Below are 15,986 nucleotides of genomic sequence, written 5' to 3' on the forward strand. Positions count from 1 at the left end.
AGATAGTATGGAAAAGATGAATGGAAAATTGGTGACTTTTACCGGAATCATTGTTTTGGTGCTTTTGGTGGCAATTTTCGGTTTTCTGTTTTGGGAGCCGAAACCTGAGTATATTCAGGGAGAGGCTGAGGCAACGGAAGTACGTATTTCCGGAAAAGTGCCGGGGCGGATCGAAATATTCCGTTTTAATGAAGGAGAACAGGTGAGCCGGGGGGATACGGTGGCTATCCTGGATAGTCCTGAGGTGCTGGCCAAATATAGTCAGGCCGAAGCGGCGGAGGCTGCTGCCCAGGCTCTGAACGAAAAGGCTGAAAGAGGTACCCGCTCCGAACAGATCGTAATGACTTACCAAACCTGGCAAAAAGCAAAAGCCGCTGCCGAGGTAGCGAAAAAAACATACGACCGGATCCTGAAACTTTATGAGAGTGAGGTTGTGCCGGCCCAGAAGAAAGATGAGGCCGAAGCTAATTACAAAGCTATGATGGCTACCGAACAGGCTGCTAAAGCCCAATACGAGATGGCACGCAATGGTGCACAAAGAGAAGATAAACAAGCTGCAGAGGCTCAACTGAACCGGGCGAAAGGGGCTGTCGCAGAAGTGGAGGCTTATGTCAAAGAGACTTATTTGATCTCTCCGATAGACGGAGAAATTTCCGAGCGGTATCCGAAGGTCGGAGAATTGGTCGGTACAGGGGCACCGGTGATGGATATTTTGGATTTATCGGACATGTGGGTATCTTTTAATGTGCGTGAAGACCAGCTGAACGATTTCAGGGTAGGAGAAACATTTAAAGCTTTTGTGCCTGCTTTGGATAATCGCGAAGTGGAATTGAAAGTCACTTATCTGAAGGATATGGGAAGTTACGCTGCCTGGCGGGCTACCAAAACGACAGGGCAGTATGATGTAAAAACTTTCCGGGTAAAGGCAAAACCGGTGGACAAAGTAGATGGACTGCGTCCGGGAATGAGTGTTTTGAAAAAATTATGAGTACGCTCGGTTTGTTATCGGCTTTAATGAAACGGGAATTCAGACGTCTGGCTTCCCGGCGGATTTATTGGTTTATTCTGATTTTAGCTCCGGCATTTTGTTTTATCTTTTTTGCCGATTTGTTGAAACAGGGGTTACCAATGAAATTGCCGATAGCCGTGGTGGATGAGGATAATACATCCTTGTCACGGCAATTGGTGCGTTCTTTGGATGCGATGGCCCAAACCGAAGTGGTGATGCGGACGGCTAGCTTTAAAGAAGCCCGGGAAGCGATGCAAACAAGCCGGATCTACGGTATTTTCCATATACCGGCGAATTTCAGACAGGAGGTGTCTGTCGGTAAAAGACCTGAAATTTCATTTTATACAAATGAGACTTATCTGCTACCGGGCTCATTGGTCTATAAAAATATGCGCTTGCAGGCCGCTTTGGCAAACGGGGCTGTACAACAGACCGTATTGTTGGCAAAAGGCGGGGGAGGACCGCTATTGAAAGCCAGGCTGTCACCGATTACAGTGGATACGTTTCCCTTGAATAATCCCTGGATCAGCTATGCCATCTATCTGGCAAGTATTTTAATGCCTGCTTTCGTTTTTATGTTTGCCATGTTTACCGCCACTTATAGCATCAGTCAGGAGACTAAAGAAAAAACGGCAGCCGATTGGTTGCGTCGAAGCAATGATTCTATTGTATTGGCTTTGCTGGGAAAGCTATTGCCTCAAACGCTGATCTTTGTCACTACCGGCTTACTGTATCTTTCTATATTGTACGGTTATTTACATTTTCCTTTGAATAGTGGATTTTTTCCCATGTTTTTAGCTATGTTGCTGTTGGTACTGGCTGCTCAGGGGTTTGCTATTTTTGTTACCGGTATTGCACGGCGCAATCGGATCGCCCTCAGTTTTTGCGGGCTTTGGGGAGTTTTGTCATTCTCTGTCAGTGGTTTTACTTTCCCGGTTCCGGCTATGCCTCAGCTGATGCAGTTGATGTCTGATTTATTTCCGATGAGGCATTACTATCTGCTCTATGTCGATCAGGCTTTGAACGGTATTCCTATGGCCTACTCCTGGAAACCTTATCTGGCTTTGGTATTGTTCGTTCTGTTGCCGTTACTGACTTTGCCTAAATTGAAATTGGATTTACAGGAAAATCGTTATTTACCCTAATGGGAGGTTATGATGAAAGATATCTATTTTATATTTCGGAGAGAGTTTTACCTGGTTTTTCGGGACCATGCAGTACTTACTTTCTTTATTTTTCTGTGTTTAGGCTATCCCCTGATTTATACTTTTATTTATAGTAATGAGGTTGTAAGACAGGTGCCCGTTGCTGTCATCGATCAGTCCAAGTCTCCTTTAAGCCGTGAATTTTTGCGGATGTGGGAAGCTTCTCCGAATGTGAAAGTCGTAGCCCACTGTAACGATCTCGGAGAAGCGCAGCTTTTCATGTGGCAGAAAGAAATATACGGTATTTTAGAGATTCCGGCGGATTTCAGTAAAGATATAAATCGGGGAGAACAGGCCCATGTCGCTTTGTTTTGCGATATGGGGGCTTTACTCAATTATAAAGCTTTACTTCAGGCGACAAGCGATGTGGCTATCACCCTGGGGAAAGAAATACAGGTAGAAAATTTACCTTATGCTTCCCGCATTCAGCAAGAAATAACCGCCTCGCCGGTAGAGATTTCGGAAGTCAAAATGTTTAATCCTCAAAGTGGTTTTGCTTCTTTTATCATCCCGGCAGTATTGATCCTGGTGATCCAACAATCTTTATTGTTGGGAGTGGGAACGATTGCCGGAACAGCCCGCGACAGGAATCCACGCCATAGCCTGGTGCCCGTCGATAAACATTACTGCAAACCCTGGTGCATTGTCATCGGTAAAGCCTGTGTTTATATGCCGGTTTATTTTGTGATGGGATTTTGGGTGTTCTTTATTGTACCCCGGATCTTTAGTTTAACTCAAATCGGCGCTAAATCGGAATTGATGTTATTCCTGTTCCCCTTTTTGTTGGCTTGTGTCTTTTTTGCTATTACAGCTTCTTTTTTAAGTAGGGAGCGGGAACAGCCTTTTTTATTGTTTGTCTTTACCTCGGTGCCGCTCATGTTTATTTCGGGTATTTCGTGGCCGAAGGAGGGGATTGCCGGTTATTGGATCGCCCTGTCGAAAATTTTTCCTTCTACTCACGGAATCGACGGGTTCGTAAAAATGAACAATATGGGGGCTACCCTTGGAGAGGTGTTGCCGGAGTATCTAAATCTCTGGATTTTAGCGATTATTTATTTTATTTTGGCATGTTTATTGTATTATAGAGAAATTGTTAAAAGTCGTAAAGTACGTTCGTAAACGAATAATTAATAGGTGTGTACTATGATCAGACATTATTTATTCCCTGTGGTGGGAATTATCCTTGGATTTTCTGCTTGTCGTTCGTCGGAAACCAATGAAAAGCAGGTCTTGATGGTGAAGACCGAGACAGTAAAAAATTATGAGAACGAATTACAAGTGACCTATCCGGGGCGTGTTAAGGCTGCGGCCGACGTAGATCTGGCATTTCGGGTAGCCGGACCGATCATCCGGATTCCGGTGCAGGTGGGTAGTTTTGTGCGTAAAGGAGAAGTGATTGCAGAGATCGACCCGCGGGATTATGAATTGCAGTATAAAGCTACCGAAGCCGAATACAAACAGATTAAATCCGAGGCTGAACGGGTGATAGAACTGTATAACCGTAAAAGTGTACCTGAAAATGATTACGATAAAGCGGTGTATGGTTTGCAGCAAATCACCTCTAAATATAATGCGCATAAAAATGCTTTGAAAGATACCCGGCTTGTCGCTCCTTTCGATGGGTATATCCAGAAGAAATATTTCGATACCGACGAAACGGTGGCTGCCGGAATGCCGGTTATATCGATGATCGATACCCGTTATTTCGAGGTAGAAATCGATGTGCCTTCCAGCGATTATGTCCGTCGTCACCTTTTTAACCGGTTTACGGCAGTTGCCGATGTCTTTCCGGATCGGGTTTTTCCGTTGGAATTGATCGATGTGACGAAAAAGGCTAATCTGAATCAGCTTTATCAGATGCGTTTGCGGTTGACTCCTGATCCTGCTATTCCTTTGGCGGCAGGTATGAGTGTGAATGTAACGATCGATTATGAAGCGGGAGGCGACAATTTGACAGTGGTTCCATTGAGTGCTATTTTTCAGGACAAGGAAAAATCGTCGGTATGGGTGTATCGGCCGGCGGATAAAAAAGTGACTCAAAGACAGGTTAAAATCCGGCAAATATTGAAAGAAGGCAGAGTGGTTTTGGACGAAGGCCTGCAAAGTGGTGAAATCGTAGTCACTGCCGGTGTACATAAACTGAAAGAGGGTATGGAAGTCGAGAGGTTGAAGCCTGTTGCCGATACGAATATCGGTGGTTTGCTGTAAACGGTCGATCCGGCCTGAAACTGTTGTCTTTTATTAATTCTGATTGGAATGAATCTTGCTGAATATGCATTGAATAATAGGGCACTGGTCAAATTTCTGATTGCAGTGCTTGTTGTTGGCGGAATCTTTTCGTTTGTCTCTATGAGTAAACTGGAAGATCCGGAGATCAAGGTAAAACAAGCTCTGGTCGTGACTGTCTATCCCGGAGCTTCGGCTCATAAAGTGGAATTGGAAGTAACGGATGTGCTCGAGAAAGAAATCCGGGCGATGGGAGATATTGCCAGTGTGGAGTCGAAATCGATGGCTGATCTGTCTATTATTACGGTCGAGTTGGAGAGTACGGTTCCCCCTGCCGAATTGGAACAAAAGTGGGATATCTTACGGCGGCGGGTGACGAATGCAGCTTCACAACTGCCCGACGGATGTGTGACTCCTGTGGTAAAAGATGATTTCGGGGATGTATACGGCATGTTCTATGCCATGACTACCGATGGCATCGCCGACGAAGAAATGGTTGAGTATGCCAATCTGGTGAAGCGTGAGTTACAGGATATACCGGGAGTGAGACGGGTGGATATTTATGGCGACCGAAAACCTTGTATCAATATAGATATCATACAGGACAAAATGGCTAATCTGGGTGTACATCCCGCCGAGATTTTAGCTACCTTGAACAACCAGAATAAAACGGTTTATTCGGGATATTTCAAGACGGGAAAGAGTAGATTGAGGATAGGCGTAGACGATAGTTACGAATCGATCCGTGATATCGAAAACCTGTTGATTCAGGGACATGAAAACGATCAGCTGCGATTGCGGGATGTGGCTTCGGTCACACGGGGATATCAGGATCCTTCCCGGAATGAGATGCGTTATGATACTGTTCGTGCACTAGGGATATCGATCTCTATGGAAAAAGGAGGGAATATTGTGACTTTGGGCGAAAAGGTGGATGCTCGTTTAGAGCAATTGAAATCTTCCCGTATACCTGTCGGCATCGATTTTCAAAAGGTATTTTTCCAACCCGATCGGGTGAGGGAGGCTATCGGTACTTTTATGATCAATCTGGTGGAGTCGGTGCTGGTGGTGATTCTGGTATTGATGCTGACGATGGGATTCCGGAGCGGTGTGATTATCGGTACCGGTCTGGTCATTATCGTTTTGGGGGCTTTCGTGATTCTATATTTACTCGATGGAACTTTACAGCGGGTTTCCCTGGCGGCTTTGATCGTTGCGATGGGGATGCTGGTGGATAATGCGATTGTGATTGTCGACGGAATCCTGGTGGATTTAAAACGGGGTATCCCTAAGCCTGCCGCTTTGACCAATATTGCTAAAAAGACAGCTATGCCCCTGTTGGGAGCTACTTTGATCGCCATACTGGCTTTCTTCCCGATTTTTATGTCGCCCGATACGGTGGGGGAATATGTGCGGGATTTGTTTATCGTTCTGGCGGTGTCGTTATTATTGAGCTGGATTTTGGCTCTGACACAGATTCCGATCCATGCCGATTATTCCTTAAAAGTGAAAAATGAGCATTTGAGTGAGGAACAATTATACGATAGCGGGATGTATCGGTGGTTCAGGAAATTCCTGACCTATATGCTCTATCATAAGAAATTTGCTGTAGGAGCGGTTGTCATCTTATTGGCTTTGAGTGCCTGGTGTTTCCAATATATTCCGCAGGGATTCTTCCCGGATTTGAGTTACACCCAGTTGTATATCGAATATAAAGTGCCTGAAGGGGGGACTTTGGAAGCCGTCCAGGGAGATATTGCAGAAATCGAGGCTTATTTACTTTCCCGCCCGGATATTACACATGTGACTTCGAGTTTCGGCGGTACGCCTTCGCGCTACAATCTGGTCCGCTCGATTGCTTTGCCGGCGATGTCGTACGGTGAATTGATCGTCGACTATACGGATGCCGATGCCCTGAAAAGTTCGATTCCCGGGCTACAGCAATATCTCACAGAACATTATCCGGATGCTTATGTGCGGATCAAGCGTTATAATCTGATGTATGAGGATTTCCCGGTCGAGTTGATGTTTTGCGGACCCGATCCGGCTGTATTGAAGAGCTTGTCGGCTCAGGCTGAACAGATCATGAACGATGAACCGACGGCTACTTTGGTAACGAATAACTGGGAGCCCGAAGCGCCGGTATTGATGGTCGATTATTACCAGCCGATCGCCCGGCAAGCCGGTTTATCCCGTACGGATGTCGGCTTATCTCTGCTCTCGGCTACCGATGGATTACCTGTAGGCTCTTACTACGAAGGAACCACAGCTATGCCTATTTATATCAAAAGCGTAGATAATGAAGGAGAAGAAACTGCTGCGCTGGAAAATATTCCGGTTTGGAGCGTCCTGCCTTCGCTTACCGGTTTGGATGGCGAGACGATAAAAGGGCTTTTGATGGGAACTGTCAAGAAAGAAGACCTTTTGTCGGAAGTGGTCGGTTCTACTCCGTTGTCACAGGCTACCCGGGGAGTGAAAATCGAGTGGGAAGATCCTGTCGTTTGGAGGTATAATGGACAACGGGCCATAAAAGCACGTTGTAACAATGCGCAGGGATATACCGCCGAGAGTGTACGGGGCAAGTTGATCCCGCTCGTCGATACGATCACCTTGCCTGAGGGATATACGAAACAATGGCTGGGCGAACACAAAGCGAGTAGCGAAGCCATGCGGTATCTTTTTAAAAATGTGCCCTGGGCTATTGTTATGATAATTGTTATTTTGATCATGCTGTTTAAAGATTTCCGTAAACCTACGATTATTTTCCTTTGTTTGCCGCTGGCAGCTATCGGCATTGTCTTCGGGATGCTGATCAGTGGAAAAGATTTCGGTTTTGTCGCTATTGTGGGAGCCTTGGGATTGATAGGTATGATGATTAAAAATGGAGTGGTATTGCTGGATGAGATCACTTTGCAGATTGCTTCCGGCAAAGGGAGGTTAGTGGCTTTACTGGATTCGTCGTCTTCGCGTTTCCGGCCGGTAATGATGGCTTCTTTAACGACTATCCTGGGGATGATTCCTTTGCTGGGCGACGACTTGTTCGGTTCTCTGGCGGTCACTATAATGGGCGGATTGCTGGTAGGTACGGTGATCACTTTGGTGTTTATACCTGTATTGTATGCTTTATTCTTTCCCATCGAAAAGGAAGATAAGGTCGGAGCTTTGCATAAAAGCGATAATGAACAATTGGCTAATGAATGATCGACGAATGATGAAAACAACGCTATTAATCCTGACAGTTTTATTCTTTTCCGGAGTTTGTCCGGCTCAGATAGTCGAGCTCGATTTACAGAAATGCCGGAAAATGGCGGTAGAAAATAGTAAAAAATTGCAATCGGCAGAACAACAAGGTCAAAAAGCCGGTTTTGACAAAAAAGCTTACCGGGCTAATTTCCTACCTAAACTTTCGGCTACAGGTTTATATGCCTATGTACACAAGAAGATGAAATTCGATATCGACGGGGGGTATCTGCCGGTATACGATGTGAACGATGTCGGACAGGCAGTGCCGCTGAATAGTTTGTATATGCCCGAAGGCAAACCTGTATTGGGAGCCGATGGGATACCCCTGTTCAAACAATATGCATTTATGCCGGATATCGACCTGGCTTTGGGTATTGAAAATGCTTACACGGTAGGAGTGATGTTGGAACAGCCTCTTTATATGGGGGGGAAAGTGCGTTCTGCTTTTCGCATGGCTTCGATAGGTAAAGAAATTGCAGACCTGAATGTGAAATATAATCAGGCGGAAGTACTTGCCGAAGCAGATGCGGCTTATTGGCAATATCTGAAAGTCTGTGAACAGGTCAAAGCTGCCGGAAAATACCTCGAAGTTGTGAAAGAATTGGTGCGTAATCTGGAAGATGCTTATCGGACGGGGATGGCCGCACAGAACGATCTGCTGAAAGCGCAGGTTAAACAAAATGAGGCGGAATTGATGGTACAAAAGGCACAGAACGGTCTGGCTTTGTCGGGAATGAATCTTTGCCGGATTGTCGGGGTTGATCTGATGAGTGAGCTGACGGTCAGGGATAGCCTCGGAGAAGGTATCGTTTCCGGCCTGTGGGAAGAAGGGGATAATATCACCGGCCGTCCCGAATACAATATGTTGGAACGGCAAATCGAACTGAAAGAAAAAGAAGTAGCCTTGACGCGTTCGGATTTTTTGCCTCAATTGGGAGTCTCTGCTTCGTATGGATATAGTGACGGGATTACGTTAAACGGCAAATCGGACGGTATCGCTTCTTTTGCAGCTTTGGCTTCGTTGAAAATACCTATTTATCATTGGGGAGAAGGACGTAATAAAGTCAAAGCCATGAAAGCCGAAGAAGAGATGGTGCGTTTGAAAAAAGAAGAAACCGAGCAGATGATGCAGCTCGAAGTGGCCCGGGCCCGCTATAATGTCGAAGATGCTGCTACCCGGGTTCGGCTCACACGACGGTCACTTTCTCAGGCCGAAGAAAACCTGCAGGTGAGTAAGAATCGTTTTGAAGTAGGAATGGAGACCCTTACCAATTACATGGAAGCACAGGCACAATGGCAGAAGGCTTGGAGTGATTGGATAGAGGCTAAGGCTGAACTTCGTGTGAATGAAACCTATTATTTGAAATCTACCGGAAGACTTAGTGACTAAGTCTCCGGTTTTTCTATAGGATTTTGCTCCTGGATTTCTTCTTCCGGTGTTTTTTTCGGTTTTTTCAATAACGTACGCAGGTAAAACAGCCGTACCGTTTCCGGAGAGACTTTATAGCGCATTGCAATTTTCTGAAACGAGAAACCTTCGGTCCTTAAATCTTTGATTTCTTGTTCATGTTCGAATAACTTACCGGCCCGCAGACTGCCTTTGGGACGTCCTAACTTTATTCCTTGGGCTCTGCGGCGTGCCAGAGCTTCGCGTGTACGCTGAGAAATCAACGTACGTTCGATTTCAGCACATAGACCAAAAGCGAAAGCGAGTACCTGACTGTTGATAGAAGAATCGAATTTATATCCTTCCTTAATACTGTGAATGGTGATCCCTTTTTCAATCGATTGATGAATAATGTTCATGATATTCATCATTTTCCGGCTTAGCCGGGAAACTTCGGTAATTATCAAGACATCACCTTTTTGCAGTTTTTTGAGCAGTATTCCTAATTCTCTCTCACTTTCTTTTTTTGTTCCACTCACGGTTTCTGTACACCACATGGTAATTTTCAGTTCTTGCCGATGGCAGAAATTAATTACCTCGCTTTTCTGATTCAGAATGGTTTGCTTATCTGTGCTCACCCGCAGATAAGCAGCAACTATAGGAGCTCTGTCCTTCAGTTCCTGTTTCTTTTTTTCGGGCATAGTTGTTTAGATCAGTATGAGATACTGTTAATGCTTTTTTTCTCTTTTAGTTCACAAATATACGAAAGTTGGCCAGTTATGAGAAACTTTTGTGAAAAATGAGATCTGAAAATTAAGAGATTTGAACAGTTTTTGTTTTTTTAACTTACCGATGGGAAAGAAATAAAATTAGTTTTCAAATTCCACCTACTTCGTGAAACATATATTCGATGTCGTAAGTATATATTAAGACTTTAATATTCAGTATATAATAAATAAATGTCAGATACGATGAGAAAAAGTAGGAATAGAATTATGAAGATGAAATGGCTGGTATGGGGTTACATAGCAGCATCGATAGGGATTTTAGGATCTTGTCGGAATAAGCAGGTTCAGGTAGATATTCCGCAATTAGTAAAGACAGCTCCCGTGAATGGACATGATGGGATGACTTCTGTCACTTATCCTGGAAAAATTCAGGCTGCATCGAATGTGAAACTGGCCTTCCGGGTAGCCGGACCTATCCGTAAAATTTATGTAAACGAAGGACAATATGTGAAAAAAGGACAATTATTGGCCGAATTGGATCCCCGGGATTATCAGATTCAATTTAATGCTACTCAGGCCGAATATACCCAGGTGAAAGGCGAAGCAGACCGGATTATAGAGTTGTATCGCCGTGGAAGTGTTTCGGTGAATGAGTACGATAAAGCTGTCGCTGCACGTAAAAGGGTGACCGCTTTATATAATGCACACCGGAATGCATTGAACGATACCCGTTTGAAAGCTCCCTTCGATGGTTATGTACAAAATAAGTACTTCAACGCTCCTGAGATTGTGAATCAGGGTACTCCGGTGGTATCGATGATCGATAACGATTATTTTGAAGTGGACGTCAATATCCCTTCCGGAGATTTTATCCGGCGTGAGGATTTTATGACTTTCCACGCGAATGCCGATGTTTGTCCCGATTCGATTCTGCCTTTGGAACTGCTCGACATCACTCAGGGGGCAAATTACAACCAGTTGTTTACAGCTCGTTTCCGTTTAAAACGGAATCCGGTTCTGGCGCCAGGTATGAGTGTCTCCGTTACAATCGGATTTAAGCCCTCTTCAGAAGCGATGAGTATTGTTCCTGTCTCGGCCTTGTTTATGAAAGACGGACAGTCGTTTGTCTGGTTGTATAATGAGCAGGACGAAACGATCGAACCGGTGAGTGTCGCCGTAGAACGCCTGACAAAAGATGGAGAAGCAATTGTGAGATCTGCTTTGAGGAAAGGGCAAACGGTGATTTCTGCCGGTGTCAATGATTTGAAGGAAGGGCAGAAAGTAAAACTTTTACCTCCCGTCCCGGCTTCGAATGTTGGAGGGCTGTTGTAATGTAAATAGGAATGTCGGGCTTTCAGACCGGTATAGGACTAAATAGGAAAATCTTAAATTATGAACTTTACAGAATATGCTTTAAAAAATAAGGCGCTGGTTTATTTTTTTGTTTTTGTATTGGTAGTCGGAGGAATTTATTCCTTCTTTACCATGAGTAAATTAGAAGACCCGGCCATTACGGTGAAACAAGCTATGGTCGTAACTACTTTCCCCGGTGCATCTGCCTGGCAGGTGGAATTGGAGGTGACCGATGTACTCGAGAAATCGATCCGTTCTATGGGAGACCTGGATCATGTAGAATCGCGTTCTATGGACGATATCTCACTTATTCTGGTCGAATTGAGCAGTACGGTACCATTAGCAGAATTACAGCAGAATTGGGATATCCTGCGCCGTAAAGTGGCGAACGTACAAGCTCAGTTACCGGCCGGCGCCCAGCCTTCGATGGTCATGGACGATTTCGGCGATGTATACGGGATGTTTTATGCAATGACATCGGATGGCTTCGATTATCAGAAAATGATGGACTATGCCCAGTTGGTAAGACGTACTGTGCTGGATATCGACGGGGTGAGCAGTGTCGACATATATGGAGAACGGCCGGCCTGTATCGATATCGATATTCAGGAATCGAAAATGGCCAATTTGGGGGTTCATCCTGCCGAGATCATCCTCACCCTCCGCGGACAAAATGCAACGGTCTATTCCGGTTACTATAACAGTGGGGAAAAAAGAGTACGCGTAGGAATAGACGGCGATTTCAATGGAATTGAAGATATCCGTAATCTCCTGATCCGGGGACACGAAGAAGACGATATCCGTTTGGGAGACGTGGCCGATATTACCAAAGGGTACGTTCAGCCTCAGCAAGAGGGATTGAAATATGATACGCTGCCGGCTATCGCTATATCGATAGCGATGCAAAAAGGGGGAAATATCATCCAGTTGGGAAAAGTAATCGATCAAAAATTGGACGAACTGAAGCAAAATATCATTCCTGCCGGTATAAATTTCGAGAAAGTATTTTTTCAGCCTACCCGGGTAAAAGATGCGATCAGTGTATTTATGGTCAACCTGATCGAATCTGTATTGATTGTGATCATCGTGGTGATGTTAGCCATGGGATTCCGTAGTGGTTATATAATCGGGATCGGATTGGTGGTAGTTGTTTTGGGTTCTTTTGTGATTTTACATATGATGCACGGCACTTTACAAAGGGTATCCCTGGCATCGTTTATTGTAGCTATGGGAATGCTGGTCGATAATGCCATCGTTATTACCGACGGGATTATGGTGGATATGAAACGGGGGATTCCCAAGCCGGATGCTTTGGTCAATATCACGAAGAAAACGGCTTGGGCATTGTTGGGGGCTACTACGATCGGTATCCTGACTTTTTTACCGATCTATATGTCGCCCGATACAACCGGCGAATATGTCCGTGACCTTTTTATCGTATTGGCTGTATCGCTATGGCTGAGCTGGATATTGGCGCTGGCTTATGTTCCGATCCAGGCCGACCGGGCTTTTAAACCCAAAGTGGTCGAACCGGGAGAACCCGATAATCCGTTCAATGGCAGAATTTACCGGCAATATCAGCGACTTCTCCGTTTTGCCATCCACTATCGTTGGATCTGGATTGTAGCTACTGTGATTTTACTGGTTTTTAGTGTTTACGGTTATCGGTTTATAAAACAGGGATTTTTTCCCGACTTGAGTTATAATCAATTGTATATCGAATATAAAATGCCTTTCGGTACCAATCCTGAGACTGTCGAAAAAGATTTGGCCAGTATGGAAAAATATTTGATGAGTCGGCCTGAAATCACCGCCGTAACCACAAGTTTGGGTGGAACTCCCTCGCGTTATAATCTGGTCCGTACGGTGGCCGAGCCCGCTTTAAGTTATGGGGAACTGATCGTTGATTTTACTTCGCCGGCGGCTCTGAAGGAACATTTGAATGAATTGCAGGCTTATCTTTCTTCTCATTATCCGCAGGCATATGTGCGGATGAAACAGTACAACCTGATGTATATGGATTTCCCGATTCAGTTTATGATTTCAGGTCCCGATCCGGCAGTATTAAAATCACTCTGTGCACAGGTTGAAGGGATCATGCGGGCAGATTCATCGGTAATGCTGGTAACCAATAATTGGGGCCCGGAGACTCCGGCGATGCGGGTGGATTATCAACAGCAGACTGCCCGGGATGTAAACCTGAGCCGGGAAGATGTCGGGTTGGCCGTACTGGCTGCTACCGACGGCTTGCCGATCGGTTCTTATTATGAGGGCGAACATCCTTTACCGATCTATCTGAAAAGTGTGAACGATCAGGGACAACGACCCGGGCAGATCGGTAATGTCCCGGTTTGGAGTATGGTTCCTTCGACGAATGGAATAGGCCTCGGTACAGTGAAAGAGTTGATGACCGGAATGATCGGTACCGATGATGTATTAAAACGATTGATCGGTTCAGTACCGCTCAACCAGGCTAGTAGTGGAGTGGAAGTCGGCTGGGAAGTACCGGTCGTACGTCGTTATAACGGACAGCGTTCTATTGCTGTACAATGTAATAACGCTCCCGGATATACGACTACCGCAGCCAGAAATAGCTTGCTTCCGAAAATCGAGGCATTGGATATTCCTCCTGGTTATACTACAGCCTGGCAAGGCGAATACCTGGCAAGTACGCAGTCACAGTTTTATTTGTTTAAAAATGTACCGATCGCTATCGTGCTCATATTGGCTATATTGATCGCTCTGTTTAAAGATTTCCGTAAGCCACTGATGATCTTGTTGTGTTTACCGTTGGCCATTACGGGAGTGGTGGCCGGAATGCTGATCGCCGGTAAAGAATTTGGTTTTGTGGCGATTGTCGGGGCCTTGGGATTGGTCGGCATGATGATTAAGAATGGGGTAGTTTTGGTAGATGAAGTCGATATTCAAATCCGTTCCGGGAAAGATCCTTTTCTGGCTTTGGTAGATGCTTCTACCTCCCGTTTACGTCCGGTATTCCTGGCGGCGATGACGACTATTTTGGGAATGATCCCTTTGGTGAACGACGATATGTTCGGGGCTTTGGCGGTTACGATTATGGGAGGACTGTTTATCGGAACAATCATTACTCTGGTGATTTTACCGATATTATATTCTTTATTTTTCCGTATCCGTCCTGCTAAACACGGAGAAGAAGAACAACAGCAACAACAACAAATACGAATCAATTGGAGGTAATATGAAGGCACTTTTAATGATTTTGATCTTTTTTCCTGGAGTTTTATTGGCTCAGGTGGAGCTGGATTTACAGTTATGCCGGGAAATGGCTATTCGCAATAGTAAGGAGATGGAAATCGCCGACCGGCAACACCGGAAGGCTATGTTCGATACCAAATCCTACCGGGCGGATTATTTGCCTAAATTGTCTGCTGTCGGAGTCGGATTTTATAATCAGAAAAAATATAATTATAAATTGAAAGGAGGATATCTTCCCACTTATAAACCGGGAGAGAATGGGCAATTGGAACCGAATGTAATGATCGATCCCGCAACCCAGAAACCGGTGATTGGAAGTGATGGCAATCCGGTTTTCAATGAATATGCTTTTTTACCGGATATCCGTTTACAATTGAAGTTGAGAGGGGTTTATATGGCTGGGGCTCAGCTCGAACAACCGGTCTATCTGGGAGGTAAAGTCCGGGCTGCACATCGGATGGCACAATTGGGAGAGGACATCGCTGTCGAGAATATCCGGTTGAGCCGTTCTGAAATCGTGGTAGCGACAGACGAAGCTTATTGGCAACTGTTGAGAGTCGGCGAGCAGGTGTCCGCTGCCGAGAAGTACAGACAGGTCCTGAAAGAACTCCTGCAAAACCTGCGGGATGCTCAGGTGGTCGGAATGGCTACACCCAACGATGTACTGAAAGCCCAGGTCCGCTACAATGAGGCTGGCTTGATGTTGCAGAAAGCACAGAACGGACAGGTGTTGGCGAGCATGAATCTATGCCGGTTGGTCGGCCTCAATCTGCAAACGGAATTACACCTGCAAGATTCTTTGACAGATAAGATAGATCCTCGCATCTGGGCTTTGGATACTTCTGTGGAACAGCGCCCCGATTATACGATGTTGGCTCAGGAAGTAGACCTCAGGAAAAAACAAGTCGATTTGACACGGGCTGATTTTTTACCTCAGATCGGAGTGACCGCCGGTTATGGCTATGGAGGAGGATTGCAATTGAATGGAGATGATGAGGCAAGTGCTACTTTCTCGGCTATGGCAGCAGTGAAAATTCCCGTATTCCATTGGGGAGAAGGGAAAAATAAAGTAAGATCCGCCCGGATGGAGGAAGAAATCAGCCGTCTGAATCTTGAAAAAACAACGGATTTGATGCGTCTGCAAATTACTTCCGCCCGGTTTTCTGTTACAGATGCCCAAAAACGGGTAGAGATGGCCCGGAATGCCCTGTCGCAGGCAAAGGAAAACCTGAAAATCAGCAATGACCAGTATCAGGTGGGTATGGAAAACCTCACTGCCTTGCTGGAAGCACAGGCACAGTGGCAAGAAACCTGGAGCCAGTGGATCGATGCGAAAGCCTTGTTACACCTGAGTGTATCCCAATACCTGAAAGCGATTGGAAAGTTGGACTGAAGATAAATTCGAAGACTACTTATGAAAATTTTGATTTGATTTTTCTTTTTGAATTTATTATCTTTGTTTTATTAATTATAAATTTTATTAAATGAAAAGAAGACTAATGTTATTTGTGTTTCAGTGTTAATTATGGGAATTGGTATTATTGGAAGTAATTGGAGTGTGAATGAGCATACTGCTGACTTTTTAGCTTTTGCTAATATGG

At 45.1% G+C, this 15,986-nt stretch carries 10 protein-coding genes; 9 read left to right on the forward strand and 1 reads right to left on the reverse strand.

The genetic code is table 11. The features are described from left to right. Nucleotides 1-7 precede the first annotated feature (7 nt). The 6 genes from AC5RDS_RS06375 to AC5RDS_RS06400 are packed head-to-tail and all read left to right on the forward strand — an operon-like array spanning nt 8 to nt 9,073. Nucleotides 8-988, forward strand: a complete 981-nt coding sequence (locus AC5RDS_RS06375) for an HlyD family secretion protein (RefSeq protein ID WP_022159799.1) — start codon at nt 8-10, stop codon at nt 986-988. Further along, nucleotides 985-2,154 carry an ABC transporter permease gene (locus AC5RDS_RS06380; RefSeq protein ID WP_013612962.1) on the forward strand — a complete coding sequence of 390 codons (1,170 nt, stop codon included), beginning with the start codon at nt 985-987 and terminating at the stop codon, nt 2,152-2,154. The genes AC5RDS_RS06375 and AC5RDS_RS06380 overlap by 4 nt, the downstream gene beginning before the upstream one ends. 9 nt (nt 2,155-2,163) lie before the next feature. After that, on the forward strand, nt 2,164-3,333 hold the full coding sequence (locus AC5RDS_RS06385; protein WP_306447343.1) for an ABC transporter permease: 1,170 nt from the start codon (nt 2,164-2,166) through the stop codon (nt 3,331-3,333). A 24-nt stretch (nt 3,334-3,357) separates the two neighbouring features. Next, complete coding sequence (locus AC5RDS_RS06390; RefSeq protein WP_013612964.1) at nt 3,358-4,422, forward strand: efflux RND transporter periplasmic adaptor subunit; 1,065 nt, start codon at nt 3,358-3,360, stop codon at nt 4,420-4,422. 48 nt (nt 4,423-4,470) lie between these two features. Then, a complete protein-coding gene (locus tag AC5RDS_RS06395) occupies nt 4,471-7,641 on the forward strand; it encodes an efflux RND transporter permease subunit (RefSeq protein WP_013612965.1) in 3,171 nt (1,056 codons plus the stop codon). 7 nt (nt 7,642-7,648) lie between these two features. Continuing rightward, nucleotides 7,649-9,073, forward strand: coding sequence for a TolC family protein (locus tag AC5RDS_RS06400; protein ID WP_228026214.1), 1,425 nt, complete (start codon nt 7,649-7,651; stop codon nt 9,071-9,073). On the opposite strand, the gene AC5RDS_RS06405 is transcribed toward AC5RDS_RS06400, so the two are convergent. Continuing rightward, nucleotides 9,070-9,771 (reverse strand): recombinase family protein, encoded by a 702-nt coding sequence (locus tag AC5RDS_RS06405; protein ID WP_013612967.1) that lies wholly within the window; start codon nt 9,769-9,771, stop codon nt 9,070-9,072. The genes AC5RDS_RS06400 and AC5RDS_RS06405 overlap by 4 nt on opposite strands. A 270-nt stretch (nt 9,772-10,041) precedes the next feature. Here AC5RDS_RS06405 and AC5RDS_RS06410 point away from each other — a divergent pair, with 270 nt between their 5' ends. The 3 genes from AC5RDS_RS06410 to AC5RDS_RS06420 are packed head-to-tail and all read left to right on the forward strand — an operon-like array spanning nt 10,042 to nt 15,778. Next, the gene (locus tag AC5RDS_RS06410) at nt 10,042-11,130 is read left to right on the forward strand and encodes an efflux RND transporter periplasmic adaptor subunit (RefSeq protein ID WP_118112541.1); all 1,089 of its coding nucleotides are present in this window, start codon (nt 10,042-10,044) and stop codon (nt 11,128-11,130) included. A 60-nt stretch (nt 11,131-11,190) separates the two neighbouring features. Continuing rightward, nucleotides 11,191-14,367 (forward strand): efflux RND transporter permease subunit, encoded by a 3,177-nt coding sequence (locus tag AC5RDS_RS06415; RefSeq protein WP_046403224.1) that lies wholly within the window; start codon nt 11,191-11,193, stop codon nt 14,365-14,367. A gap of 1 nt (nt 14,368) precedes the next feature. After that, the gene (locus tag AC5RDS_RS06420) at nt 14,369-15,778 is read left to right on the forward strand and encodes a TolC family protein (RefSeq protein WP_494222264.1); all 1,410 of its coding nucleotides are present in this window, start codon (nt 14,369-14,371) and stop codon (nt 15,776-15,778) included. Nucleotides 15,779-15,986 lie beyond the last annotated feature (208 nt).

Source organism: Odoribacter sp. (genome assembly GCF_985060555.1).

Coding starts and splice junctions, on each gene's coding strand:
- AC5RDS_RS06385 (WP_306447343.1), top strand. CDS start 2,164: ATGATGAAAGATATCTATTTTATATTTCGGAGAGAGTTTTACCTGGTT.
- AC5RDS_RS06410 (WP_118112541.1), top strand. CDS start 10,042: ATGAGAAAAAGTAGGAATAGAATTATGAAGATGAAATGGCTGGTATGG.
- AC5RDS_RS06415 (WP_046403224.1), top strand. CDS start 11,191: ATGAACTTTACAGAATATGCTTTAAAAAATAAGGCGCTGGTTTATTTT.
- AC5RDS_RS06395 (WP_013612965.1), top strand. CDS start 4,471: ATGAATCTTGCTGAATATGCATTGAATAATAGGGCACTGGTCAAATTT.
- AC5RDS_RS06380 (WP_013612962.1), top strand. CDS start 985: ATGAGTACGCTCGGTTTGTTATCGGCTTTAATGAAACGGGAATTCAGA.
- AC5RDS_RS06420 (WP_494222264.1), top strand. CDS start 14,369: ATGAAGGCACTTTTAATGATTTTGATCTTTTTTCCTGGAGTTTTATTG.
- AC5RDS_RS06405 (WP_013612967.1), bottom strand. CDS start 9,771: ATGCCCGAAAAAAAGAAACAGGAACTGAAGGACAGAGCTCCTATAGTT.
- AC5RDS_RS06390 (WP_013612964.1), top strand. CDS start 3,358: ATGATCAGACATTATTTATTCCCTGTGGTGGGAATTATCCTTGGATTT.
- AC5RDS_RS06375 (WP_022159799.1), top strand. CDS start 8: ATGGAAAAGATGAATGGAAAATTGGTGACTTTTACCGGAATCATTGTT.
- AC5RDS_RS06400 (WP_228026214.1), top strand. CDS start 7,649: ATGATGAAAACAACGCTATTAATCCTGACAGTTTTATTCTTTTCCGGA.